Genomic DNA, 23640 nt, shown 5'->3' on the forward strand with positions numbered 1-23640 from the left:
CTGACGCAGCTTAGATATATGCGGGCACTAAGCAATGCTTGTGCTCGATATGATATTCAAATTCTTCACGGAAATTCTTAATGAAGGCCCGTACCGGCATGGCAGCCGCATCGCCCAGCGCGCAAATGGTGCGGCCCTGGATGTTGTCGGCGATCGAGTTGAGCATGTCCAGGTCGTCTGGACGACCCTGCCCCTGCTCGATGCGGTGCACCATGCGGTACATCCAGCCTGTGCCTTCACGGCAAGGCGTACACTGGCCGCACGATTCTTCAAAGTAGAAGTAGGACAGGCGTTCCAGCGCCTTTACCATGCAGCGTGTTTCGTCCATCACGATGACGGCGCCCGAACCCAACATCGAACCGGCTTTCGCGATCGAGTCGTAGTCCAGGTCGGTCTGCATCATGATGTCGCCGCGGATCACCGGAGCGGACGAGCCGCCAGGGATCACGGCCTTGATCTTTTTGCCACCGCGCATGCCGCCTGCCAGTTCCAGCAGGGTCGCAAACGGGGTGCCGAGCGGCACTTCGTAGTTGCCCGGTTTTTCCACATCGCCCGAGATCGAGAAGATCTTCGAACCGCCGTTGTTCGGCTTGCCCATCGCCAGGTATTTCTCTGGACCGATGTTCAGCACGAATGGCACGGCCGCGAAGGTTTCCGTGTTGTTGATCGTCGTCGGCTTGCCGTACAGGCCAAACGAGGCAGGGAAAGGCGGCTTGAAGCGCGGCTGGCCTTTCTTGCCTTCCAGCGATTCGAGCAGGGCCGTTTCTTCGCCGCAGATGTAGGCGCCATAACCATGGTGCGCATGCAACTGGAACGAGAACTCGCTGCCCATGATCTTGTCGCCCAGGAAACCGGCGGCGCGCGCCTCTTCCAGCGCTTCTTCGAAACGCAGGTATTCCTGGAAGATTTCACCGTGGATATAGTTGTAACCCACGGTGATGCCCATCGCGTAAGCGCCAATGGCCATGCCTTCGATCAGGGCATGGGGATTGTAACGAATGATGTCGCGGTCCTTGAAAGTGCCCGGTTCGCCTTCATCTGTATTGCAGACGAGGTATTTTTGACCCGGGAACTGGCGCGGCATGAAGCTCCACTTCAAGCCGGTAGGGAAACCCGCGCCGCCACGGCCGCGCAAGGACGAAGCCTTGAGGTCGGCGATGATCTGTTCCGGCGTGATTTTCTCTTCCAGGATACGCCGCAGGGCACTGTAGCCGCCGCGGTTCACATAATCTTGCAAATGCCAGTTCTTGCCATCCAGATCCTTCAGGATCAATGGATCGATATGGCGGTTGTGGAGTGACGTCATTTCTTGAGTTCCTCCAGCATGGCGTCGATCTTCTCGTTCGACATCCAGCTGCACATGGTTTTATTGCTGACCAGCAAGACAGGCGCATCGCCGCACGCACCCATGCACTCGCCTTCAACCAGGGTGAACTGGCCGTCAGGGGTGGTTTCGCGGAAATCGATGCCCAGCTTCTGCTTCAGGTAGTCTGCAGCGCGCACGCCGCCCGACAGGGCGCATGGCAGGTTGGTGCACACGGTGATCTTGTGCTTGCCCACGGGTTTCACGTTGTACATATTGTAGAACGTGGCCACTTCCTGCACGGCAATCGCCGGCATGCCGATGTAATCGGCCAGTTCCTTCATGGTTTCCGGTGCCAGCCAGCCCAGTTCATCCTGGGCATGGGCCAGCGCGGCCATGACGGCGGATTGACGCTGGTCGGCCGGGTACTTGGCCAACTCACGGTCAATTTTCTTATAACATTGCTCTGATAACAACATACTTTTTGCCTCTTAGCGGTCAATACTGCCGAACACGATATCTTGCGTCCCGATGATGGTCACGGCGTCGGCAAGCATGTGCCCACGCGCCATCTCGTCGAGCGACTGCAAGTGGGCGTAGTCTGGCGCGCGCAGTTTCATGCGGTACGGCTTGTTGGCGCCATCGGACACCAGGTACACGCCGAACTCGCCCTTCGGATGCTCCACGGCGCTGTAGGCCTCGCCTGGCGGCACGTGGAAACCTTCCGTAAACAGCTTGAAGTGGTGAATCAGCGATTCCATGTTGGTCTTCATGTCGACGCGGCCCGGAGGCGCCACCTTGCGGTTGCTGGTCATGACAGGACCTTCATTGTTGCGCAGCCACTCCACGCATTGCTTGATGATGCGGTTCGACTGGCGCAGCTCTTCCACGCGGACCAGGTAGCGGTCGTAGCAATCGCCGTTGGTGCCGATAGGAATGTCGAAATCCATCAAGTCGTACACTTCGTACGGCTGTTTCTTGCGCAAGTCCCACTGCACGCCCGAGCCGCGCAGCATGGCGCCCGTAAAGCCCATGGCCAGCGCATCTTCCGGCGAGACCACGCCGATGCCGACGGTACGCTGTTTCCAGATACGGTTGTCGGTCAGCAGGGTTTCGTACTCGTCCACGGAGTTCGGGAAACGGCGCGCGAAGTCTTCGATGAAGTCCAGCAGCGAACCCTGGCGGTTTTCATTCAGCTTGCCGATGGCCTTGGCGTTGCGGATGATCGATGCCTTGTGCTGCGGCATCGCGTCCGGCAGGTCGCGGTACACGCCGCCCGGGCGGTAGTAGGCCGCGTGCATGCGCGCGCCCGACACTGCCTCGTAGGCGTCGAACAAGTCTTCGCGGTCGCGGAAGCAATACAGGAACGGGCCCATGGCGCCAACGTCCAGCGCGTGGGTGCCGAGCCACATCAGGTGATTCAGGATGCGCGTCATCTCGTCGAACATGACGCGGATGTATTGCGCGCGCAGCGGCACTTCCAGGCCCAGCATCTTTTCGATGGCCATCACGTACGCATGTTCATTGCACATCATCGACACATAGTCGAGACGGTCCATGTACGGCACGGATTGCAGGTAGGTCTTCTGTTCGGCCAGCTTTTCGGTGGCGCGGTGCAGCAGGCCGATATGCGGGTCGGCGCGCTGGATGACTTCGCCATCCATCTCCAGCACCAGGCGCAGCACACCGTGCGCGGCCGGATGCTGCGGCCCAAAGTTCAGGGTGTAGTTCTTAATCTCAGCCATTATTTCATCCCGTAATGTTCTTCGCGGATCACGCGCGGCACGTTTTCCCGCGGCTCGATCGTCACGGGCTGGTAAATCACGCGCTTTTGTTCCGGATCGTAACGCATCTCGACATAGCCGGAGACGGGGAAATCCTTGCGGAACGGATGGCCGATGAAACCGTAGTCGGTCAGCAGGCGGCGCAAGTCGTTGTGGCCTTCGAAGAGGATGCCCAGCAGGTCGAATGCTTCGCGCTCGTACCAGTTGACGGCGCGCCAGATGCCCACCACGGAAGGCAGCAGCGGCATGTCGTCGTCCGGTGCGAACACGCGCACGCGCACGCGCCAGTTGTGCTTGACCGACAGCAAGTGCGACACGGCCGCGAAACGCAGGCCATCCCAGCTACCGTCGCCATAGGTCGAATAGTCGACGCCGCACAGGTCGAGCAACTGCTCGAAATGCAGGGTCGGATCGTCGCGCAAGGTCTGCATCACGGCCAGGTAGTCCTCGGCCTTGACGACCAGGGTGACTTCGCCCAGCGCAACCGTCGTGCTAACGCGATCGCCCAGGGCAGTGCCGAGGGCGTTTTGCAATACTTCTAAATGTGTTGTCATAATCTGAAGCGGCCCCGTTAGCGTGCGATCGTGCTGGTACGCTTGATCTTGTTCTGCAACTGCATGATGCCGTACAGCAAGGCTTCAGCGGTCGGAGGACAGCCAGGCACATACACGTCGACGGGCACGATGCGGTCGCAACCGCGCACCACGGAATAGGAGTAATGGTAGTACCCGCCGCCATTGGCGCAGGAACCCATCGAGATGACCCAGCGTGGCTCTGCCATCTGGTCGTAGACCTTGCGCAGGGCCGGCGCCATCTTGTTGCACAGGGTGCCGGCAACGATCATGACGTCGGACTGACGCGGCGACGGACGAAACACGACGCCGAAACGGTCCATATCGTAGCGGGCTGCGCCCACATGCATCATTTCGACCGCACAGCAGGCCAGACCGAACGTCATCGGGAACATAGACCCGGTGCGCGCCCAGTTGATCAGCTTGTCGGCCGAGGTGGTGATGAAACCTTCGCTTAATACGCCTTCAATAGCCATGGCTTATTCCCAGTCAAGGGCACCTTTCTTCCAAATGTACCAAAATCCGACCACGAATTCAGCGATGAACACCATCATCGTGACGAAACCGGCCCAGCCCAGGTCGCGCATTGCAACGCCCCATGGGAAAAAGAATGCCGTTTCCAGATCGAACAAAATAAACAGGATTGCGACCAGATAGTAGCGCACATCAAATTTCATGCGCGCGTCTTCGAATGCTTCAAAGCCACATTCGTACGGGGAGAGTTTTGCTGCGTCAGGCTTGTTAGGACCTAACAGGCGCCCCAGGAGCTGGGGAGCGATACCGACACCAAGGCCGATAATAATGAACAGCAGGACGGGGAAGTAATTTTCGAGGTTCACGATTGATGAGCTTATATTGAACGATCGGTTAAATGAGGACGCTGCGATCATTTGCAGCGTATCTAACGCACGACCCCAATCAAAGCTAAGACCAGGATCGAACGACACATCCTCGTAAAAAAAGCCAGCAACTTTGTACGAGCCATGGCTCGTGCGCCGTTGCTGGCTTCTGATTTCTGGTGCCGACGACGAGACTCGAACTCGTACAGCTTTCGCCACTACCCCCTCAAGATAGCGTGTCTACCAATTTCACCACGTCGGCGGTAAGGCCCGTATTCTACTCTGCTTTGCCGCTAAAGTTAATGCACAAATGCATCAAAACACAGATAAAAACGATAAATTTTTACATCTTCCAGCGCGTCACGATTTTTTCCTGCCGCACTGCCAAAACATTGAGCAATAATCTGCCCGTAATGAGAATTACTCTCGATGAGGCATCGAGTTAATACCGAATTACTTCGGAATCGCGCCGGCCGGGGTGCTGGCAACAGGTGCCGCCGCCGCTGGAGCGCTGGCCGCTGGTGCCGCAGGGGCTGCTGGCACCGTCGTCGGGATCGCGCCCGCGCCGGTGACCGGCACTGGCTTGACGACTTTATCCATCACGCCGCCGCCCACCGTGGTGGCGCGCTGATTGGCCATCAGCGACAGAGCCAGGGTGGCGCCGAAGAAGATCGCGGCGGCAACGCCCGTCGATTTCGACATGAAGTTCGACGAACCCGTCGCACCGAACAGGCTGCCCGAGGCGCCCGAACCGAAGGCGGCGCCCATGTCGGCGCCCTTGCCGTGCTGCAGCAACACCAGCGCGATAATCGACAATGCCGAAATAACCTGTACTACCACTACCAGATTGAACATCATGTTCATTGCAATTCCATTCTTAGTTTAAATTAATTCAATCAGCGGCGTGAATAATTGCCAAGAAATCCGCCGCCTTCAATGCTGCTCCACCGATCAGACCGCCATCGATATCCGGCATCGCCATCAATTCTTTTGCGTTCTCCGGCTTCATGCTGCCGCCGTACAGGATTTGCACGCCGGCGGCCGCTACCGCATTCTTTGCCACCAGCTGGGCGCGCAATACCTGATGCACGTCCTGCGCCATTTGCGGCGTGGCGGTCTTGCCCGTGCCGATGGCCCAGACTGGCTCATAGGCCAGCACCAGTTTCGCCACGTCGTCGGCGGAAATCGCCGCCAGCACGGCGCCCAGCTGCTGCGCCACCACGGCATTGGTCTGGCCCGCTTCGCGCTGCGCCAGCGTTTCGCCGATGCAGACGATAGGCGTGATGCCTGCCGCCAGCGCGGCAACCGTCTTGGCCGCCACTTGCGCATCGCTCTCGCCATGGTAGGCGCGGCGCTCGGAATGCCCGATCACCACGTAGCCGCAGCCAAAATCCTGCAGCATGGCGGTCGAGATTTCCCCCGTGTAGGCGCCGCCGGCATGCGCGGACACATCCTGCGCACCCCAGCCAAGAGCCGTGCCTGCCAATTGCGCCTGGCACTGCGCCAGATACGGCGCAGGCACACAGACGGCGCTGGCGGCGCCAGAGGCAGCCAGGCCAGCAACTATTTCAGACAATAACACCGCGTTCGAGGTGCGACTGCCGTTCATTTTCCAATTTCCGACGACGAGTTTGCGACGCATAGTAGCCTAAATTCTAATAACCCGTCATTCTAACTCCGGCACCGATGCCGGTCAAACAGGCAGTGCCCCGTTTCAGGCAACTTGCAACATGATCTTGCCCACGTGCGTGCTCGCCTCCATCAAGGCATGCGCCTCGTTGGCTTTTTCCAACGGGAAAGTTTGATAGATCACGGGCTTGATCTTGCCCGCTTCGATCAGCGGCCAGACGGTCGCGCGCAGGTGGTTGGCGATGGCCGCCTTGAAGGCGACCGAACGGGGACGCAGGGTGGAACCCGTCACCGTCAGGCGACGGCGCAGCAAGCTACCCAGGTCCAGTTCCGCCTTGGTGCCGCCCTGCACGGCGATCAGGCCGATGCGGCCATCGTCGGCCAGGCAATCGATTTCGCGCGGCAGGTAGTCGCCGCCCACCATGTCGAGGATGACGTCGACGCCCTTGCCCTCAGTCAATTCCTTGACGACGGCAACGAAATCTTCCGTGCGGTAATTGATGCCCCGTTCGGCACCCAAGGCCTCGCAGGCGCGCGCCTTCTCGTCGCTACCCGCCGTGGCAAACACGCGGTGACCGAGCGCGGCAGCCAGCTGGATGGCCGTCACGCCGATGCCGGACGTGCCGCCCTGCACCAATAACGTTTCGCCATCGGCCAGCGCGCAGCGGTCGAAGACATTGCTCCAGACGGTAAAGAAATTCTCGGGCAGGGACGCGCCTTCCAGCGCCGTCAAGCCTTTCGGCAAGGGCAGGCACTGGCCGGCGGGCGCGGCACAGTATTCGGCATAGCCACCGCCCTGCACCAGTGCGCAGACCAGGTCGCCTTTCCTGAATGCGGTATTAGTGAAGTCGCCATCGACGACTTCGCCCGCCACTTCCAGGCCCGGCAAGTCCGACGCGCCGGCTGGCGGCGCGTATTTGCCCAGGCGCTGCAACACGTCGGGACGGTTGATGCCGGCCGCGTGCACCTTGATCAGCAGTTCGCCCGCCTTATATTGCGGCATGGGACGTTCGGCGATCTGCAAAACGTCGGCGGGACCTGGCTGGCTGATGGCAACTGCACGCATGGCGGGACTTTCTCAAGGGAAAACGGCGATTGTACGCCAAGCCGCCAGCCCTTGCAGGGCACCGCTTCCCCTTAGGCGCCGCCCGTCTTCGACTGCCGCGGCAATGGCGTACCCGGCTTCCATTTCGCCGACAGGGCTTGCCCTTCCTCGACTTGCTCATGCGTCATCTTGCGCACCACGGCGGCGCGCTGGTCGGCCGCATTCGCGTTGCCATTCGCGGCCGCCAGGTTCCACAGCATGTAGGCGATGACGTTATCCTGCTGCACGCCGCCCATGTGGTAGCGGTACATCAGGCCCAGCACCTGCTGCGCCTCGGCATGGTTCTGCTCGGCCGCCTTGCGGAACCAGCCGACGGCCTGCTTATGGTCTTGCAGCACGGCGTTGCCCGTGTAATACATGGCGCCCACCACATACTGGGCGTCGGCCTTGCCCTGCTCGGCCGCCTTGCGGTGCCAGAACATGGCTTGCTTGTAATCCTGCGGCAAGCCCCGTCCCATGTAATACATCAAGCCCAGCAAGTGCTGGGCATCGGCGCTGCCGGTCTTGGCCAGTGGCAATATTTCCTTGTAGGCCAGCGCGTAATTCTTGTTGTTGTAGGCGCTGGCGCCTTCGGCGAAGCCAGCCCGCGCGGGTAGCTGTATCGTCAACAGCATGAGTAATGTAATGATCAGTTTTTTCATCGGAATGGGATGTGGTCTGACTACTTATTCTTGTCCTGCCAATAAGGCCTGCGGCAGGATGCTTTTACTTCCAGCTAACTTTGCCCAGGCCCTCGACGCTAACATCGCGGTTGACCGGCTTGCCGTACACCACCACCGAACCGAGCCCGCTCAAATTCAGCTTGGCATTCGTATGGGCATTCACCGTGGCGTTGCCGAGGCCGCTCAATTCCAGGTTGACGGCGTCCGCTTCAAACTGCTGTGCATTCAGGCTGCCCAGGCCGCCCAGGCTGGCTTTCAGGAGCCGTCCGCGTCCGCCCAGCATCACCGAGCCGGCGCCCTGCAAGTCCAGCTCGGCCCGCTCATTGTTACCTATCCATATCTGCATGCTGCCCACGCCGCCCAGGCTGGCATTGAGCTTGCGGTAATCGCCCACCAGCTTGATGCTGCCCGCCCCTTCCAGCGACAGGGTCAGTTCCTCGCCCTTGAACCCCGTGATGTCCGTGCTGCCAAAACCTTCCGAGCTCAGTTCGCGCAAGTTCGGCAAGACCAGGTCGGCGCGGATCGAGGAAGGGCCGATCTTGAAGCCGCGCACTTCCGTTTCAATGTGCAGGGTATCGCCGCTTTGCGCCGTGCTGACATCGGCGATATAGCGCTTGTCGGCCGTGATGCTCAGCGAAGGCACGTTGCCCTGGCGAATGCGCACTTCCATCACGCCATCGAGCTTGACGCGCACCACGCGGGCGTCGACGTTGCGCATTTCCAGCAAGCGGGTCTCGGCGGCCGCGCCGCGCACCAGGCCCAGAGTCGCCAGGAACAGCAGCGCCAGTTGCAGTGTCTTTTTCATGTAATGCATCCTCGGTATCTTGTTTTTATGTGCCGCGGCGCCCTCGTGGAGCTCCCGCGCATTGCCACTGGCTGCCACTGTAGCAGCAGCAAAAATTGCTGACAATCAATTATGCGAAACGGGCTTTTTCGGCGGCGTTCAGGCGCTTGGCCTTGACGACCACCACGTGCATGGCAGTCTTGCCCGCTGGCACGGCCAGGGTGGCGGTGGAGCTGGCCACTTGCAGGGCCGGGGCGATGGCGTAGCAGCTGGCGCTGATCAGGATGGCGGCGGCAACGGCAATGACTTCCATGTTTTTAGCGACGTTCATGTTGTTCTCCTCGGGTGTCTGGCAGTGGGCTTGCGGTATGTGATCACTATAGCCATACCGCTCCCGGCAGACACGCCGATTGCGACGAACTGCGTTTTTGGCAGGCTGGCCTGACAAAAACGCGGATAAACGTCGATTTACTGCTGCGCGCTTAAAACTCTTCCCACTCGTCGGCGCCCGCCTTGGCCGCCTTGACGGGCCTGGCCGGCGACAGCGCGCGGGCCGGCGCGCGCGGCGCAGGAGCAACAGGCTTGGCCTTGAGGCGCGTCACAGGCGCCGGTGCCGCAGCAGGCGCATCGCCCAGGCGGAACATGCCGACGGCTTGCGCCAGGTCCACGGCCTGCTCCTGCAGGCTTTCCGCGGCGGCGGCCGCCTGCTCGACAAGGGCCGCGTTTTGCTGCGTCATGGTATCCATGTGCGTGACGGCCGTATTGATTTCACCGATGCCGGCGCTCTGTTCGCGGCTGGCCACCGTGATCTCGCTCATGATGGTGGTCAATTGCTGCACCGACGCCACCACCTGGTCCATGGTCTGGCCTGCTTCATCGACGAGGCGCCCGCCGGCATCCACTTTTTCCACCGAGTCGCCGATCAATTCCTTGATTTCCTTGGCCGCGCCAGCGGAGCGTTGCGCCAGGTTGCGCACTTCGGACGCCACCACGGCAAAGCCCCTGCCCTGCTCGCCCGCGCGCGCCGCCTCGACGGCCGCATTCAGGGCCAGGATATTCGTCTGGAAGGCGATGCCGTCGATCACGCCGATGATGTCGACGATCTTGCGCGAGCTTTCCTGGATGCCGGCCATGGTGCCGACCACTTGCTGCACCACGCGGCCGCCCTTGGCCGCCACCTCCGAGGCGGATACGGCCAGCTCATTGGCCGCATGCGCGTTTTCCGCATTCTGCTTGACGGTCGAGGTCAGCTCATCCATCGAACTGGCCGTTTCTTCCAGCGCGCCCGCCTGCGCTTCCGTGCGCGAGGACAGGTCGGCATTGCCGGCGGCAATATCGGCCGACTCGCTGCGCACCAGGGTGCTGATGCTGCGGATCTGCACCAGCACGGTGGCGATTTTTTCGACAAACAAGTTAAACGCCTTGGCGATCTGCGCCAGCTCGTCCGAGCCTTCCGCGTCGAGGCGGCTGGTCAGGTCGCCGTCGCCCGTGGCGATCGCTTCCATCGCATCGCGCACCAGGCCCAGGCGGCGCAAGGCGCGCGCCACCAGCGCGCTCAATACCGTGGCGGCCAGGGCCAGCACCAGCAAGGCCGTCAAGGCCGAGGCGCGCAGCATGGAAGTCAATGCTTGCGTTGCCTCTGCCCGGTCGAGCACGGTGGCCAGCAACCAGTCGCTGCCCGGCACCTTACTTACATGCAAGATGCCGTCACGCTCGCCCAGGCGAATGGCGGCGCCATCGCCGCTCTTTTCAATATCGGCCAGCGCCTGCGCGCTCAGGCCCGGATCGAGTTCGGCCAGAGGCTTCAAGGTCAGCTTGCCGTCCGGGTGGGCGATGATCTTGCCGCCGCCATCGACGAGGAAGGCATAGCTGGACGCCGTCGGCTTGATCGATGCGACGTTTTGCACCACGGCATCCATCATCACGTCGGCCGCCAGCACGCCCGTCACGCTGCCCTTGCCGCCCAGCGGCTCGGCAAACGTCACCACCAGCTTGCCCGTGCTGGCGCCGATATACGGCGCCGTAATGACGGGGCCGCCCGCTTCGGACGCCAGCTTGTACCAGGGCCGCGCCGTGGGATCATAGTCTGCGGCGCGCTTGCGCTCTTGCGAAAAGACGGCGTGCTTGTCGGTAAAGCCGATATACGCCATGTCAAACGTGCCCGCCTGTTCGGCCGCCTTCAGGGCCGGCAGCGGATCGGCCGCCGTGGCGCCCTGCTTGAGCGAGCCCACGACGGCTTGCTTGGAGCGCAGCCATTCGGCGATGGCCGCGGCATGGCTGTGCGACAACTGCAGCATCTGCGTGTCGAGCGCAGCCAAGGTGCTTGAGCGCGTAGTGAAGAAATTGGCGATGGCAACGGCCAGCATGGCCAGCACGACGATGGAAACGGCGATGGCGATCAGCCGCGCCTTAAGGGAGGACAACATGGTGCATCCAATAAAAAAGAGAAAATCGGGAGGGATGCGCCATGGTCGATGAATAAGATTTTGTCGTCAAGCAATACTGACAGTCAATTACCCATAAACAACAATTGATACCATATATTAATTACAGCTCGCCGCGCAGCTTGCGCAGGGCCGGCGATTCACCACCCGTCGCTTCGATGCGGAACCGGGCAAATGCCTGCTCCAGTTCAGGGTACTGGCGCAAGCCGCCTTCCGTAAAGTAACGCCCGCCGGGGATGTCGCCCCACGGCAGCGGCGCGCTCAAGGCCCCGCTGCCCGCCAGGGCCAGCAGCGGTTCCAGCGCGCTGCGCAGGTCGGCCACCTCCCCATCGTTAGGCGCCAGCCGGGCCAGCAATTGTTCCAGTTCGGCGGCATGGGCTTGCAAACGCTGTTGATCCATCATCTCTCCTTAATTCTTGATCGTGCCGATCAGCACGGGGGCCGACCACAGGCTGCGGTTGGGCAATAGATACTGCTGCGCCCCGCCCTTGCGCCGTACCAGCCCACCCAGCTCTTGCGTCGGTGCCACCTGGCTGACGAACACGTTGACAGTGCCCTTGGGCATGATCTGATACACATCATACAGCGGCGCCTCGCTCTTCAAGGGCAAGCCGAAACAGTCTGCCAGGCTGGCGCAACGGCCCGACGCCAGCTGCAATTGCGCGCTGGTAGTGAAGTATGGCGAGTACGGCGACACATTCTGGCCATGCGGCACGATTTTTACCAGCGCGGCCGACATGGCTTGCAAATCGGGCAAGGTGCTGCCGGAAGCGAGCTGCTCGACCGCGCGCGCGTAAATCGTCTCGGCCGGGGCGGCGGGATCGGCGGCGCGCAGTTCGCGCAGGAATTGCCGGCCCGGTGCGCTGTCCAGGTAGGGATCGATCGCTTCGCGCTGCAATCCCGCCGTCTTGAAGGTGCTGAGGTCATTGATTTCGCGCGCATGCACGGCGCGCAAGGCGTCAAGGTCTTGCGCCGGCATGGCCGCGGACGCGGCGGCGATGGGAATCGGCAGCGGCACCGGCGTGGGTGCATTGTCCAGCTGTGCCCGGACACCGGGCGCGACGGCAAGCAGAAAGGCGGCGGCCAGCCCGCAGAATGTGCGCATGCTGCATCTCCTTGGAAGACTCGTTCAGGGGAAGATCCCACTCCGAATCTACAAGGCGCGGCAGCGGCCGATACGCGCTGGATCAAGGCCGGTGCAGACAGGCGGGCAAGCCGGCACACGCCTTCGATACAGCGCAAACGCGGCGCATAAAAAAACCGCCAGGGCTTGCGCGCCGGCGGTTTTTAAGCATGCGGCCGAAGCCGCACTCAGGCGTACCTGAAGGACATTAAGCGGCTGGCGCTTCGTTGCCTTCGGCAGCTTTCATCGACAGTTTCAGGCGGCCGCGGTCGTCTGTTTCCAGAACTTTTACACGCACCAGCTGGCCTTCTTTCAGGTAGTCGGCCACGGCGTTGACGCGCTCGTTGGCGATCTGCGAAATGTGCAGCAAGCCGTCCTTGCCTGGCATGACTTGCACGATGGCGCCGAAGTCCAGCAGTTTCAGCACGGTGCCTTCGTAGGTCTTGCCCACTTCGACGGAAGCGGTCAGTTCTTCGATGCGGCGCTTGGCTTCCTGGCCGGCAGCGGCGTCGACGGAAGCGATGGTGACCACGCCTTCGTCGCTGATGTCGATCTGAGTGCCCGTCTCTTCGGTCAGCGCGCGGATCACGGCGCCGCCCTTGCCGATCACGTCACGGATTTTTTCCGGGTTGATCTTGATGGTGATCAGACGCGGTGCGAAATCGGACAGTTCGGTTTTGACGTGCGGCATGGCTTTTTGCATTTCGCCCAGGATGTGCTCGCGGCCTTCCTTGGCTTGCGCCAGTGCCACTTGCATGATTTCCTTGGTGATGCCCATGATCTTGATGTCCATCTGCAGCGCCGTGATACCGTTGCGGGTACCGGCTACCTTGAAGTCCATGTCGCCCAGGTGATCTTCGTCGCCCAGGATGTCGGACAGCACGGCAAACTTGCCGCCTTCCTTGATCAGGCCCATGGCGATACCGGCCACGTGTTCTTTCATCGGCACGCCAGCGTCCATCAGTGCCAGGCAGCCGCCGCACACCGATGCCATCGACGAGGAACCGTTCGATTCCGTGATTTCCGACACCAGGCGCACCGAGTAGCTGAACTCTTCAGCTGCTGGCAGGGCGGCGATCAGCGCGCGCTTTGCCAGGCGGCCGTGGCCGATTTCACGGCGTTTTGGCGTACCGACACGGCCCGTTTCGCCGGTGGCGAACGGAGGCATGTTGTAATGCAGCATGAACGAATCGGTGAACTCGCCCATCAACGCATCGATCTTCTGGCTGTCGCGGGCGGTGCCCAACGTCGCCACGACCAGCGCTTGCGTTTCGCCGCGCGTGAACAGGGCCGAACCGTGGGTGCGTGGCAGCACGCTGGTGCGGATCGAGATCGGACGCACGGTGCGCGTGTCGCGGCCGTCGATGCGTGGCTCGCCGTCCAGGATTTGCGTACGCACGATTTTCGCTTCGATGTCGAACAGGATGTTGTTGACTTCGGCGCTGTCGATGGACGCGCCGCCGGCGGCAGCCGCTTCGGCCGACAGGTCGGCGATCACTTCCGACGTCGCCGCTTTCAGCTTGGCCGTACGCTCTTGCTTGTCCTTGGTTTGATACGCGTCATTGATCTTGGCGTTGGCGAAATGCGCGACGCGGGCGATCAGTGCTTCGTTTTTCGGCGCAGGCGCCCATTCCACTTCCGGCTTGCCGCCGTCACGCACCAGGTCGTGAATCGCGTCGATGACGACTTTCATCTGGTCGTGGCCGAAGACCACGGCGCCCAGCATGATTTCTTCGGACAGCTGTTTCGCTTCCGATTCGACCATCAGCACGGCCGTTTCGGTACCGGCGACAACCAGGTCCATTTCCGACGTTTTCAGTTGCTGGACGGTCGGGTTCAGGATGTACTGGCCGTTGGCGTAACCGACGCGCGCGGCGCCGATAGGACCGTTGAAAGGCACGCCCGATACGCACAGGGCAGCCGAGGCGCCGATCATGGCGGCGATGTCTGGATCGATTTCAGGGTTGACCGACAGCACGTGAATGATGACTTGCACTTCATTCAGGTAGCCTTCCGGGAACAGCGGACGGATAGGACGGTCGATCAAACGGGATGTCAGTGTTTCTTTTTCGGAAGGACGGCCTTCGCGCTTGAAAAAACCGCCCGGGATTTTACCGGCAGCATAGGTTTTCTCGACATAATCAACCGTCAAAGGGAAGAAATCCTGGCCTGGCTTGGCATCTTTGCGTGCCACTACCGTTGCCAGAACGACGGTATCTTCGATCGACACCAGCACTGCGCCGGATGCCTGACGTGCGATTTCGCCGGTTTCCAGGGTCACTTGATGTTGACCGTACTGGAAGGTTTTCGTAACTTTGTTAAACATGGGGTATCCCTTTTCTAATTGCCGACAGATTTTCAGGGGCTGTCGTTCACCTCACCACAGGCGGCGTAAAAATGCTGCCTTTACTTGTTGCCACCTTTGCTACTTTACTTTTAAAACATGATATCGGGAGAGAATACTGTACTTCTCGATATAAATCCGGAATTCAAATGACAAAATGCCCGCGTCAGCGAACTGGCGCAGGCATTTCTGTATAAACCTTGTACGGCAAAAATTACTTGCGCAGACCAAGTTTAGCGATCAGGTCGCGATAACGGGTAGCGTCTTTAGCCTTCAGGTAGGACAACAGGCTCTTACGACGGTTGACCATCATGATCAGGCCGCGGCGGGAGTGGTGATCTTTCGAGTGGGCTTTGAAGTGGCCGTTCAGTTCGTTGATACGAGCTGTCAGCAGTGCAACTTGCACTTCAGGGGAGCCAGTGTCGTTTTGACCACGTGCGTTGTCCGCGATGATAGCGGCTTTGTTGATGTTTTCTACTGTCATGATAAACCTTTCACATGCGGTGCACAGAGTCTGAACCCTATCCACCGTGAACTACGATTATTAAAATACTGGCCTATGCTGCCAACCAGACGCGCAAGTATATCGGAAAAATGCCCGCCTGTATCCTGCCGTGCGCGCTTTTCTCGGTGCATGATAGGGTTTTCCTGCATTTCAGGAGGTCAAACATGAAAAATCTGCTCAAATTAGCAACACCGCTGCTGTTTGCCGCACTGGCCGGCTGCGCCAGCTGGAACGTCCCGCCGCCCCAGCCGGGCGAGCCGCGCGCCGCCGTGGAAGCGCGCCTGGGCCGGCCGACGAATATCTATCAATTGCCCACCGGGCCTGAACTGGAATACGCGACGGGCCCCTACGGCCAGTACACGTACATGGCCCGCTTCGGCCCCGATGACAAGCTAATTTCCTACGAGCAAGTGCTCGATACGCCTGGCTTTGCCCGCATCAAGGTGGGCGTGTCGACGCAACAAGACGTGCTGCACACCCTGGGCCGCCCGACGGAAACATCGTATCTGTCGCTGCCGAAACTGCACGTCTGGTCCTACCGCTACAAGGAATCGGGCGTCTGGGATTCCATGATGCACGTGCACTTCGACCACGACGGCATCGTGCGCATGATGATGAACGGGCCCGATCCGGCCAAGGAAGAGCGGCGCTTTTTCTGGTAGCTGGCATGGCAAGCAGCCGTGCTCCTGCGTGTTGTGACAATGTGTGACTTTTCACCTGTGAACATTGTGTAAAGTCCTGCGGATAAAATGGCCCGTGCCGTGCTGGCCACACATTCAATCGACTGCAAGGAATCAGATGCCGCATCAGCAGGAAGTCAGCCGTCCATATCATCGTTTCGCCCCTCCCCTGTTCCTCGCACTCGCCCTTCTGCTGTCCGCCTGCGGCGGCGGTGGTGGGGGCGGTGGCGGCGTATCGTCGCCCGTCACGCCACCGGTGACGCCACCCGCCAGCAGCAGCGATACGCCACTGCTACTCACGGCAGGCAATGCCTCGGCAGCCCCCGTTCTGGCCTTCGGCAATGGCGCCGTGGCGCTGGGCGCAGCACAAATGGTCGTCGACTGGGCTGGCCAGTTCAGCACGAGTACCACGCAAACGAAGCCCTGCCGCGGTGGCGGCACGCAAAGCGCCACGTTTAGCGACGCCAACGCCAACGGCAAGGTCGACGCGGGCGACAAGCTCAGCGTGACATATGTCGCTTGCTATTCAAAGGAACTGGAAGGCGTTGTCGACGGCACCATGAATGTCACGTTTGCGGCGCCTGTCAACGACCAGCATCTGGCGGGAGCGATCAGCTTTGCTCCCGGCTTTGGCGACCACACCAGCACACCGCGCGAAGATCTGGCGGGCAGCCTGCGCTTTGACCATAGCATCGGGCCACTCTCGCGGATGCTGCGCATTCATTCCGACACGCAACCATTCATCATGGTGTATTCCGACGCCAACCAGACTAAAAAGGAAACCATTACCGCGCTGGAGTTACAGCACGAGTTGCGCATCGATACGGCACGCGCCACCACCAGCATGCGCTACCACCTGGCCAGCGATTTGCTCGGCGGCAGCCTTGAGGTCAGCACGGCAACGCCATGGCGCGCCTGGTTCGACACCTACCCCGACGCCGGGGAACTGCTGCTGACCGGTGCGAACAACAGCAAGGCCAGCCTGCGCGTCAATCCACGCCCGGCGCCGGACCAGCTCAACATCTTGCTCGGCGACACCGTACTGGCTACCGCCCCGGCCCAAGGCACAGGCTTTTTATGGAGTAGTGGCGCCTGGCGGCCACAAAATGCCAGCCTGGACCGCTACGACACAAAGTCCGACCTGCCCAGCGGCTTCCAGCTGCTGATCGCGCCGGACACGGCCAAACTGGCTCCGGCCGGCACACTGACCTGGGTATATACGCGCACGCTGGACACGCCACGGCTGCACAACGCGCTATTCCGGCAGCAGGGCAACGATTCGGTGGATATTCCGGCAACCATCAGCACCAATGGCGCCATACTGACAGTCCAGCCGGCCACACAACTGCGGGCCGGTGCCACTTATCAACTGACATTCGATAACCTGCAAAGCGATCCCATACGCGATATGGCCGGCAATGCCCTGAGTGCGCCGGCCGGCATCGTGAATGTGACACAAAGCATCAGCGCAGTCATCGGCACCAATGGAACGCCGGCCTTGATGCTGGGCGCCGGCGCCACGCTGACACTTGATGCCGGCGGCTCGTCGGCCCATGGTGCGCCGGCCAGCGGCACGCGCTGGCGGCAGCTTTCCGGCCCCGCGCTCGTCATGGATCAGCCGAATGCACAACGCGTCACGCTGTCGAGCCCGACGCCAGCCAAGGGCGTGGCCGTCATTGAATTGGAAGCAAGCAACGCCATAGGCGAATCCGACAAGCAGCGCATCAGCATTGATGTACTGACCGATACCACACAGGCGCTGGTCTTCAGCTATCGGATCGGTACGGGCGCCCCGGTGATCGACAGCAACGCCGCCACTGCGGAAGCCAGCTATGTGCGCTACTTTTTGGACAAGAACGTGCTCGATATCATGTCCACCCGGAGCCATCTGCGCTTCCTGACAGGCTTGCCGGCCAACCAGGCCTGGCAGGCCGGCACCACCTTTTCCTATGGGCCGGGCAACACTGACGGCGTCGAGGGCGGTTTGCTCGGACGCTACAATTTACCGCAATGCACGTCTGCTGCAGGCAGCTTCACTGTGCTCGAATTTGCGCGTGACGCCACCGGCCAGCCATCGCGGGTCGCGCTCGATATCGACGACATGTGCGCCGGCACGCGCACGCAAATGTCGATCCGGTACGGCAGCGACTTGCCCTTGCGTTAAGAGCCCACCGGTCGCGGACTAGCGTTTTCAAGGCTGTGGATCGATACGCTCATCCTTGGCGTGCAGTTTATTTAACGCCGACAGATACGCCTTGGCCGACGCGACGATGATGTCCGGGTCGGCTCCCACGCCGTTGACGATGCGCCCGTCGCGCGACAGGCGCATGGTGACTTCACCCTGCGACTGCGTGCCCGTGCTGATGGCATTGACGGAAAACAAGACCAGTTCCGCGCCGCTGGCGGCCGCGCTTTCGATGGCGTTGACGGTGGCGTCGACGGGGCCGTCGCCCCGCCCTTCGCAGCTCAGTTGCTTGCCGCCGACGAGAAATTCCACGCGCGCATGCGGCACGGCGCCCGTCGTCGACTGCTGCGTCAGTGAAATGAAACGGTAGTGCTCACTTTCCTGCGCCTGCTGTTCCTCGCTGACGAGAGCCATGATGTCTTCGTCGAAAATCTCGGATTTCCGGTCCGCCAGCTCCTTGAAGCGGATGAAGGCGGCGTTGATGTCCGCTTCCGATTCCAGCGCGATGCCCAGTTCGTGCAGCCGCTGCTTGAAGGCATTGCGGCCCGACAGCTTGCCGAGGACGATCTTGTTGGCCGTCCAGCCCACGTCTTCGGCGCGCATGATTTCATACGTTTCGCGCGCCTTCAAGATGCCGTCCTGGTGGATGCCGGAGGCGTGCGCAAATGCGTTCGCGCCGACGACGGCCTTGTTCGGCTGCACGGCAAAGCCCGTGATTTGCGACACCATCTTGGATGCCGCCACGATTTGCGTCGTATCGATGCCCACCGTCAAGTTGTAATAGGCGGCGCGCGTGCGCAGCGCCATCACCACTTCTTCCAGCGCCGTATTGCCGGCCCGCTCGCCGAGGCCATTGACGGTACACTCGATCTGCCGCGCGCCGCCGATCATGACGCCGGCCAGCGAATTGGCCACAGCCAGGCCCAGGTCGTTATGGCAATGCACGGACCAGATGGCTTTATCGGAGTTCGGGATGCGTTCGCGCAAGCGCTTGATGGTATTGCCGAAGATCTCCGGCACGGCGTAACCGACCGTGTCGGGGAAATTGATGGTGGTGGCGCCCTCGGCGATCACGGCTTCCAGCACACGGCAAAGGAAATCCTCGTCGGAGCGGCTGCCGTCTTCGGGGCTGAATTCGATGTCGTCCGTGAACTGGCGGGCAAAGCGCACGGCGTTCTGTGCCTGCAGCAAGACTTCCTCGGGCGTCATGCGCAGCTTCATCTGCATGTGCAGCGGCGACGTGGCGATGAAGGTGTGGATGCGCTTGCGCTCGGCCGGTTGCAGGGCTTCGGCGGCGCGGGCGATGTCGCGGTCGTTGGCGCGCGACAGCGAGCAGATGGTGGACTCGCGCACGGCGCCGGCTATCGCCCGTATCGACTCGAAATCGCCCTGCGAGGCAGCGGCGAAGCCCGCTTCGATCACGTCGACTTTCATGCGTTCGAGCTGCTTGGCGATGCGCAGCTTTTCCTCGCGCGTCATGGAAGCGCCCGGCGATTGCTCGCCGTCGCGCAAGGTGGTGTCAAAAATGATGAGTCGGTTGCTGGTGTTCATGGCTGCTCCTGGCTGGCTGAAGACTGGCGACGCTACCGACTCAGCGCATCAATGCTCGGGGTCGGTCTGGATGATGCTGACGGGCTTGCCCTTCGCCATGCGCCAGAAAAACACGGCGTAGCCGGACAGGCCATAGGCGACGAAGATCGGGAACAGCACTTTCGGCGGATCGATGGAAATGAGCGCAAAGAACAATGCCAGCAGGAATACCACGATAAAGGGCACGGACTTGCGGAAATTCACATCCTTGAAACTGTAGAACGGCACGTTGGTGACCATGGTCAGGCCGGAGAACAGGGCGATCGTCCACGAGACCCACGCCAGCTGGTTGCCGGCAAATTCCAGGTCGTTCATGAGCAGGATGAAACCGGCCACCATGGCTGCCGCCGCCGGGCTGGGCAAGCCCTGGAAGAAGCGCTTGTCGACCACGGCGATATTGGTGTTGAAGCGGGCCAGGCGCAAGGCGGCGCCGGCGCAATACACGAAGGCGGCCAGCCAGCCCAGCTTGCCCATGCCGCGCAGCGACCATTCATAGATCACCAGCGCCGGCGCGGCGCCGAACGACACCATGTCGGACAGGCTGTCGTACTGGGCGCCGAATTCGCTCTGCGTATTCGTCAAGCGGGCGATGCGGCCGTCGAGGCCGTCGAGGATCATGGCGATGAAGATGGCCCAGGCTGCGTGTTCGAATTTCTGGTTCATGGCCATGACGATGGCGTAGAAGCCGCAAAACAGGGCTGCCGTCGTGAAGGCATTCGGCAACAGATAGATGCCGCGGCGGCGCAAGGTTTTCTTGCCAGTGCCATCGCTCACCGGCTGGCGCACGAATTTGCTGAAGCGGGACGCTTTGGATACTGCGGGGGTGCCGTTCTTGCCTCTACGACGGGGGAAGTTTGCCATGTTGTTCCATATCTTGTGTACTGCGGGGATTCGGTGCCAGATGGCAGGCGCATTCGTCTTGCGGCATGCGCCTGCCGATGTTGCCATTATAGAGGAGCCACCGCCAAAGAAAAGCGCGGCGGCGTCAAGCTGGCAATATTGACGCCGATACTATCCTATTTGAACTTGATCTTCGCCACCAGGCCCATGTTCAGGGTCGTTTCGCCCGCTTCGAAGCTCGGTTCGGCCACCTGGTTGCCGCCATAGCCCATGGCATCGGCGCTCATGTTGCGCGCACCGGCGACGCTGACGCGCTGCGCGTAATTGCCCGAACCTTCGAAATCGATGGTGTCGATCACGGCATCGTTGACATTGCGGCCCATGGCGCCGGCGATGGCGGCCACGCGCTCGTTCAAGTTCTTGTACGCGGCCGCGATGCGCTGGTCATCGAGCTTGCGGATGGTGGCGGGCGCCAGGCCGAAATTCAGGCGGTTCAGGGTCAGCACGCCTTGCGCCGCGGACACGGTTTTCGGCAAGGCGGCCAGGTTGGTCGTCGTGACCTGCAGATACTGGCCCACTCGCCAGCCGGTCGGCACGCGCGGCTTGGCGGCGACGCCTGGCGGCAGGGGCGCCGTTTCCGGATACACGGCATACGTGTAGTAGCCCTGGGTCTTCAGCACGGCTTGCGGATCGGCTTTCTTGACGATGGCCGCGCCCTGGTTCATCTTCTGGTTCACGCGCGAGGCGGCGGCGGCCTTGTCCTTGTCCTGCTCTTCGATGGCCAGGGTGACGGTCACCTGGTCGTTCGCATGCACCACTTCGCCGTTGGCGGGCACCACCACGAGTGTGCCGGAGGTGGGCAGGGCCTGGGCTTGTGCGCTCAGGGCAACGGTAGCGGCGGCGGCTGCCAGCATAGCTTTCATGACGGTCATAGTGTTCTCCTGGAATAATGGGGCAAAAACGACCATGGGGCCAGCAGCCCCATGATCTTTACAACATGCTAATGCGGAAGCATTTCCGCGCGACTCAGCTTACTTGAGCTTACTTGAACTTGACCTTGCCGACGACGCGCATGTCGAGCGTCGTTTCGCCCGGCTCGAAGCTCGGTTCGGCAACGGTGCTGTCTTCAGCCATCTTGGCGCTGCGCATCATCATCGGCGCGGCGGCGGCACGGTTTTCGGTGACATAGTTACCCGAACCTTCGAAGTCCACCGTATCGAGCACGGCGTCGGAAACGTTGCGGCCCATGGCCTTGGCGATGGCGGCCACGCGCTCGTTCAGGTTTTTATACGTGGCGGCGATGCGCTGGTCATCCAGCAGGCGGATGGTTTCCGGCTTCAGGCCGAAATTCAAGCCGTTCAAGGTCAGCACGCCTTGCGCCGCCGACACGGTTTTTGGCAGGGACGCCAGGTTGGCCGTCGTCACTTCCAGGTACTGGCCCACGCGCCAGGCCGTTGGCAGGCGCGGCTTGGCAACGGCGCCAGCCGGCAATGGACGCTCTTCCGGATACACGGGATAGGTGTAGTAGCCGTACGATTTCAATGCTGCCGATGGATCGGCCTGCTTGACGATGGCGATACCCTTGTTCATCTTCTGGTTGACTCTCGACGCGGCCGCAGCCTTGTCCTTGTCCTGTTCTTCGACGGCCAGGGTAGCGACCACCTGGTCATTGACATGCTTGACTTCGCCAAACGCAGGTACGACCACCAGGGTGCCGTTGGTCGGCAGGGATTGGGCTTGTGCGCTCAGGGCAACGGTGGCGGCGGCGGCAACAAGGACGGATTTCATCACGGTCATGGGGGTACTCCTAGGTAGTTAATATGGCTGACAGCCAGCGAAGGGGACGCTTTTGCCATCCCTTTCGCCTGAGAAACTTGTCAAACTGTGTAGATTCTAACGCCTCATTCATTCCTGTGGCGCAAATTAACAAATCGTCACAAAATGTGCTTGCCAGTCACATCTGCTCACATTTCAACACAGCGACATTCAAAATAACAGTGTTCTTAGTGACCGTGCACTGCACCGCCGCTGCGCCGGCCTGGCTTGAAACTGTGCCGGTGCGCGCGCCAGGCGATGGTCAGTGCCACCAGCAGCAAGGCCAGCATGGCCCACGGGAACGACGCCGCGCCATAACCGTCGAGCAGCATGCCGCCCGCCAGGCCGCCGCCCGCGATGGCCACGTTCCAGATGGTCGCCACCATGGCCTGCGCCACATCCATGCCGTCGCCAGCCGCGTCCGCCGACGCCGTCTGCAGCAAGGTGCCGGCGCCGCCAAAGGTGATGCCCCAGATGGCCATGCTGACATAGATGACGATCGGGGAGTCCATCGCCAGGCCCAGCGCCACCATCACGAGGGCAAACGCGGCGATGCAGCCAAGCACGAGCGGGCGCAGCCAGCGGTCGATCAGCTGGCTGACCAGCCAGATGCCGGCCAGCGAGCCCACGCCATACACAAGCAGCACCAGGTCGACGCGGGGGCGCAAGCCGGACGGCGCCAGGAACGGCGCGATGTAGGTATATAGAATGTTATGCGCCAGCATCCAGGCGACGATGACGGCCAAGATCGGCCGCACGCCCGGCGTCATGAACACCTGGCGGATCGACAGGCGTTCGCCATTCTTTTGCCCCGGATAATCGGGCACGGCCAGCAACACCCACGCGACCAGCACCACGGCCATGCCGGACATGATGCCGAAGATGCTGCGCCAGCCCAGCACGCCACCCATCAGGGTGCCCAGCGGCACGCCCAGCGACAGGGCCAGCGGCGTGCCGATCATGGCAATGGCCATCGCCCTGCCCTGCTGTTCGACGCTGACCATGCGGCGCGCGTAGCCGGCCATCAAGCCCCAGGCCAGGCCAGCGGCCATGCCGGTGACGAAGCGCGAGGCCAGGGCGACCATATAGTTGGGCGACAGGGCCGTCGCCGTATTGAAGATCAAAAAGCCAATGATGGCCAGCAGCAAGACATTGCGCCGGCGCCAGCCGCTCGTCAGGGCCGTCAGGGGAATCGCCGTCAGGATCGAGCCGATGGCGTAGACGGTCACCAGCTGGCCCGTCATGACTTCGGAAATATTCAGGTCCCGGGCAATCTGCGGCAGCAAGCCGGCCGGCAAGGTTTCCGACAGGAGGGCGAGAAACGCCGTCATGGCCAGGGCCAGCAAGGCCAGGACGGGAAGCCGTTCGGAAACGGAGGATTCTGCAGTGCCCGGCATGGGTACTGTGGCGGTAATGCGGTCGGTCATAGGGGTCCT

General features: G+C 61.4%; 24 protein-coding genes and 1 tRNA gene. 2 read left to right on the forward strand and 23 right to left on the reverse strand.

Going from position 1 to position 23640, the window contains the following annotated elements; translation table 11 throughout:
* Positions 1–10: 10 nt before the first annotated feature.
* The 18 genes from nuoF to rpsO all read right to left on the reverse strand — a co-directional run bounded on the left by nuoF (position 11) and on the right by rpsO (position 15073).
* The gene (gene nuoF, locus CSQ92_RS12340; protein WP_010399729.1) at positions 11–1306 is read right to left on the reverse strand and encodes an NADH-quinone oxidoreductase subunit NuoF; all 1296 of its coding nucleotides are present in this window, start codon (positions 1304–1306) and stop codon (positions 11–13) included.
* Entirely contained in the window at positions 1303–1782 is a 480-nt protein-coding gene (nuoE, locus tag CSQ92_RS12345; RefSeq protein WP_034779513.1) for an NADH-quinone oxidoreductase subunit NuoE, read from the reverse strand. The genes nuoF and nuoE overlap by 4 nt, the downstream gene beginning before the upstream one ends.
* A gap of 12 nt (positions 1783–1794) precedes the next feature.
* On the reverse strand, positions 1795–3048 hold the full coding sequence (locus tag CSQ92_RS12350; protein ID WP_034749992.1) for an NADH-quinone oxidoreductase subunit D: 1254 nt from the start codon (positions 3046–3048) through the stop codon (positions 1795–1797).
* Positions 3048–3641: an NADH-quinone oxidoreductase subunit C gene (locus tag CSQ92_RS12355; protein ID WP_034779526.1), complete on the reverse strand. Its 594-nt coding sequence runs from the start codon at positions 3639–3641 to the stop codon at positions 3048–3050. The genes CSQ92_RS12350 and CSQ92_RS12355 overlap by 1 nt, the downstream gene beginning before the upstream one ends.
* A 17-nt stretch (positions 3642–3658) precedes the next feature.
* On the reverse strand, positions 3659–4135 hold the full coding sequence (locus CSQ92_RS12360; RefSeq protein WP_010399733.1) for a NuoB/complex I 20 kDa subunit family protein: 477 nt from the start codon (positions 4133–4135) through the stop codon (positions 3659–3661).
* A 3-nt stretch (positions 4136–4138) separates the two neighbouring features.
* On the reverse strand, positions 4139–4498 hold the full coding sequence (locus CSQ92_RS12365) for an NADH-quinone oxidoreductase subunit A (RefSeq protein ID WP_010399734.1): 360 nt from the start codon (positions 4496–4498) through the stop codon (positions 4139–4141).
* A gap of 177 nt (positions 4499–4675) precedes the next feature.
* Positions 4676–4760 (reverse strand) — tRNA-Leu (locus CSQ92_RS12370).
* Positions 4761–4951: 191 nt separating this feature from the next.
* Positions 4952–5362 carry a preprotein translocase subunit SecG gene (gene secG / locus CSQ92_RS12375; protein WP_070255615.1) on the reverse strand — a complete coding sequence of 137 codons (411 nt, stop codon included), beginning with the start codon at positions 5360–5362 and terminating at the stop codon, positions 4952–4954.
* A gap of 28 nt (positions 5363–5390) precedes the next feature.
* A complete protein-coding gene (tpiA, locus tag CSQ92_RS12380; protein WP_071653416.1) occupies positions 5391–6140 on the reverse strand; it encodes a triose-phosphate isomerase in 750 nt (249 codons plus the stop codon).
* 72 nt (positions 6141–6212) lie between these two features.
* A complete protein-coding gene (locus tag CSQ92_RS12385) occupies positions 6213–7193 on the reverse strand; it encodes an NAD(P)H-quinone oxidoreductase (protein ID WP_099394249.1) in 981 nt (326 codons plus the stop codon).
* Positions 7194–7264: 71 nt separating this feature from the next.
* On the reverse strand, positions 7265–7873 hold the full coding sequence (locus CSQ92_RS12390; RefSeq protein WP_070255624.1) for a tetratricopeptide repeat protein: 609 nt from the start codon (positions 7871–7873) through the stop codon (positions 7265–7267).
* Between the two features lie 64 nt (positions 7874–7937).
* Positions 7938–8699 (reverse strand): GIN domain-containing protein, encoded by a 762-nt coding sequence (locus CSQ92_RS12395; RefSeq protein WP_070282256.1) that lies wholly within the window; start codon positions 8697–8699, stop codon positions 7938–7940.
* 109 nt (positions 8700–8808) lie between these two features.
* Positions 8809–9009: a hypothetical protein gene (locus CSQ92_RS12400; protein ID WP_099394250.1), complete on the reverse strand. Its 201-nt coding sequence runs from the start codon at positions 9007–9009 to the stop codon at positions 8809–8811.
* Between the two features lie 151 nt (positions 9010–9160).
* Positions 9161–11104: a methyl-accepting chemotaxis protein gene (locus CSQ92_RS12405; protein WP_034779540.1), complete on the reverse strand. Its 1944-nt coding sequence runs from the start codon at positions 11102–11104 to the stop codon at positions 9161–9163.
* Positions 11105–11225: 121 nt separating this feature from the next.
* Positions 11226–11522 carry a hypothetical protein gene (locus CSQ92_RS12410; protein WP_034779541.1) on the reverse strand — a complete coding sequence of 99 codons (297 nt, stop codon included), beginning with the start codon at positions 11520–11522 and terminating at the stop codon, positions 11226–11228.
* Between the two features lie 9 nt (positions 11523–11531).
* The gene (locus CSQ92_RS12415; RefSeq protein WP_092606132.1) at positions 11532–12227 is read right to left on the reverse strand and encodes a hypothetical protein; all 696 of its coding nucleotides are present in this window, start codon (positions 12225–12227) and stop codon (positions 11532–11534) included.
* 226 nt (positions 12228–12453) lie between these two features.
* A complete protein-coding gene (gene pnp, locus CSQ92_RS12420) occupies positions 12454–14571 on the reverse strand; it encodes a polyribonucleotide nucleotidyltransferase (protein WP_010399742.1) in 2118 nt (705 codons plus the stop codon).
* Positions 14572–14803: 232 nt separating this feature from the next.
* The gene (gene rpsO, locus CSQ92_RS12425; protein ID WP_010399743.1) at positions 14804–15073 is read right to left on the reverse strand and encodes a 30S ribosomal protein S15; all 270 of its coding nucleotides are present in this window, start codon (positions 15071–15073) and stop codon (positions 14804–14806) included.
* Positions 15074–15258: 185 nt separating this feature from the next.
* Here rpsO and bamE point away from each other — a divergent pair, with 185 nt between their 5' ends.
* On the forward strand, positions 15259–15756 hold the full coding sequence (bamE, locus tag CSQ92_RS12430; RefSeq protein WP_099394251.1) for an outer membrane protein assembly factor BamE domain-containing protein: 498 nt from the start codon (positions 15259–15261) through the stop codon (positions 15754–15756).
* 136 nt (positions 15757–15892) lie between these two features.
* Positions 15893–17938 (forward strand): Ig-like domain-containing protein, encoded by a 2046-nt coding sequence (locus tag CSQ92_RS12435; RefSeq protein ID WP_099394252.1) that lies wholly within the window; start codon positions 15893–15895, stop codon positions 17936–17938.
* A 27-nt stretch (positions 17939–17965) separates the two neighbouring features.
* On the opposite strand, the gene CSQ92_RS12440 is transcribed toward CSQ92_RS12435, so the two are convergent.
* From CSQ92_RS12440 to CSQ92_RS12460, 5 genes are all read right to left on the reverse strand, one after another.
* Positions 17966–19510, reverse strand: coding sequence for a 2-isopropylmalate synthase (locus CSQ92_RS12440; protein WP_099394253.1), 1545 nt, complete (start codon positions 19508–19510; stop codon positions 17966–17968).
* 48 nt (positions 19511–19558) lie between these two features.
* Positions 19559–20410, reverse strand: coding sequence for a CDP-diacylglycerol--serine O-phosphatidyltransferase (pssA, locus tag CSQ92_RS12445; RefSeq protein WP_070255639.1), 852 nt, complete (start codon positions 20408–20410; stop codon positions 19559–19561).
* Positions 20411–20565: 155 nt separating this feature from the next.
* On the reverse strand, positions 20566–21321 hold the full coding sequence (locus tag CSQ92_RS12450; RefSeq protein WP_099394254.1) for an SIMPL domain-containing protein: 756 nt from the start codon (positions 21319–21321) through the stop codon (positions 20566–20568).
* A 109-nt stretch (positions 21322–21430) separates the two neighbouring features.
* Positions 21431–22186, reverse strand: a complete 756-nt coding sequence (locus tag CSQ92_RS12455) for an SIMPL domain-containing protein (protein WP_034779548.1) — start codon at positions 22184–22186, stop codon at positions 21431–21433.
* A gap of 206 nt (positions 22187–22392) precedes the next feature.
* Positions 22393–23631, reverse strand: coding sequence for an MFS transporter (locus CSQ92_RS12460; RefSeq protein WP_099394255.1), 1239 nt, complete (start codon positions 23629–23631; stop codon positions 22393–22395).
* Between the last annotated feature and the right edge of the window lie 9 nt (positions 23632–23640).

The organism is Janthinobacterium sp. BJB446, assembly GCF_002735655.1.
GTDB classification, from domain to species: domain Bacteria; phylum Pseudomonadota; class Gammaproteobacteria; order Burkholderiales; family Burkholderiaceae_D; genus Janthinobacterium; species Janthinobacterium lividum.

Coding starts and splice junctions, on each gene's coding strand:
- CSQ92_RS12440 (WP_099394253.1), bottom strand. CDS start 19,510: ATGAACACCAGCAACCGACTCATCATTTTTGACACCACCTTGCGCGAC.
- tpiA (WP_071653416.1), bottom strand. CDS start 6,140: ATGCGTCGCAAACTCGTCGTCGGAAATTGGAAAATGAACGGCAGTCGC.
- CSQ92_RS12385 (WP_099394249.1), bottom strand. CDS start 7,193: ATGCGTGCAGTTGCCATCAGCCAGCCAGGTCCCGCCGACGTTTTGCAG.
- CSQ92_RS12455 (WP_034779548.1), bottom strand. CDS start 22,186: ATGACCGTGATGAAATCCGTCCTTGTTGCCGCCGCCGCCACCGTTGCC.
- CSQ92_RS12395 (WP_070282256.1), bottom strand. CDS start 8,699: ATGAAAAAGACACTGCAACTGGCGCTGCTGTTCCTGGCGACTCTGGGC.
- CSQ92_RS12460 (WP_099394255.1), bottom strand. CDS start 23,631: ATGACCGACCGCATTACCGCCACAGTACCCATGCCGGGCACTGCAGAA.
- CSQ92_RS12360 (WP_010399733.1), bottom strand. CDS start 4,135: ATGGCTATTGAAGGCGTATTAAGCGAAGGTTTCATCACCACCTCGGCC.
- CSQ92_RS12410 (WP_034779541.1), bottom strand. CDS start 11,522: ATGGATCAACAGCGTTTGCAAGCCCATGCCGCCGAACTGGAACAATTG.
- bamE (WP_099394251.1), top strand. CDS start 15,259: ATGAAAAATCTGCTCAAATTAGCAACACCGCTGCTGTTTGCCGCACTG.
- CSQ92_RS12390 (WP_070255624.1), bottom strand. CDS start 7,873: ATGAAAAAACTGATCATTACATTACTCATGCTGTTGACGATACAGCTA.
- pnp (WP_010399742.1), bottom strand. CDS start 14,571: ATGTTTAACAAAGTTACGAAAACCTTCCAGTACGGTCAACATCAAGTG.
- CSQ92_RS12450 (WP_099394254.1), bottom strand. CDS start 21,321: ATGACCGTCATGAAAGCTATGCTGGCAGCCGCCGCCGCTACCGTTGCC.
- CSQ92_RS12405 (WP_034779540.1), bottom strand. CDS start 11,104: ATGTTGTCCTCCCTTAAGGCGCGGCTGATCGCCATCGCCGTTTCCATC.
- CSQ92_RS12355 (WP_034779526.1), bottom strand. CDS start 3,641: ATGACAACACATTTAGAAGTATTGCAAAACGCCCTCGGCACTGCCCTG.
- rpsO (WP_010399743.1), bottom strand. CDS start 15,073: ATGACAGTAGAAAACATCAACAAAGCCGCTATCATCGCGGACAACGCA.
- nuoF (WP_010399729.1), bottom strand. CDS start 1,306: ATGACGTCACTCCACAACCGCCATATCGATCCATTGATCCTGAAGGAT.
- CSQ92_RS12400 (WP_099394250.1), bottom strand. CDS start 9,009: ATGAACGTCGCTAAAAACATGGAAGTCATTGCCGTTGCCGCCGCCATC.
- nuoE (WP_034779513.1), bottom strand. CDS start 1,782: ATGTTGTTATCAGAGCAATGTTATAAGAAAATTGACCGTGAGTTGGCC.
- CSQ92_RS12415 (WP_092606132.1), bottom strand. CDS start 12,227: ATGCGCACATTCTGCGGGCTGGCCGCCGCCTTTCTGCTTGCCGTCGCG.
- secG (WP_070255615.1), bottom strand. CDS start 5,362: ATGAACATGATGTTCAATCTGGTAGTGGTAGTACAGGTTATTTCGGCA.
- pssA (WP_070255639.1), bottom strand. CDS start 20,410: ATGGCAAACTTCCCCCGTCGTAGAGGCAAGAACGGCACCCCCGCAGTA.
- CSQ92_RS12435 (WP_099394252.1), top strand. CDS start 15,893: ATGCCGCATCAGCAGGAAGTCAGCCGTCCATATCATCGTTTCGCCCCT.
- CSQ92_RS12350 (WP_034749992.1), bottom strand. CDS start 3,048: ATGGCTGAGATTAAGAACTACACCCTGAACTTTGGGCCGCAGCATCCG.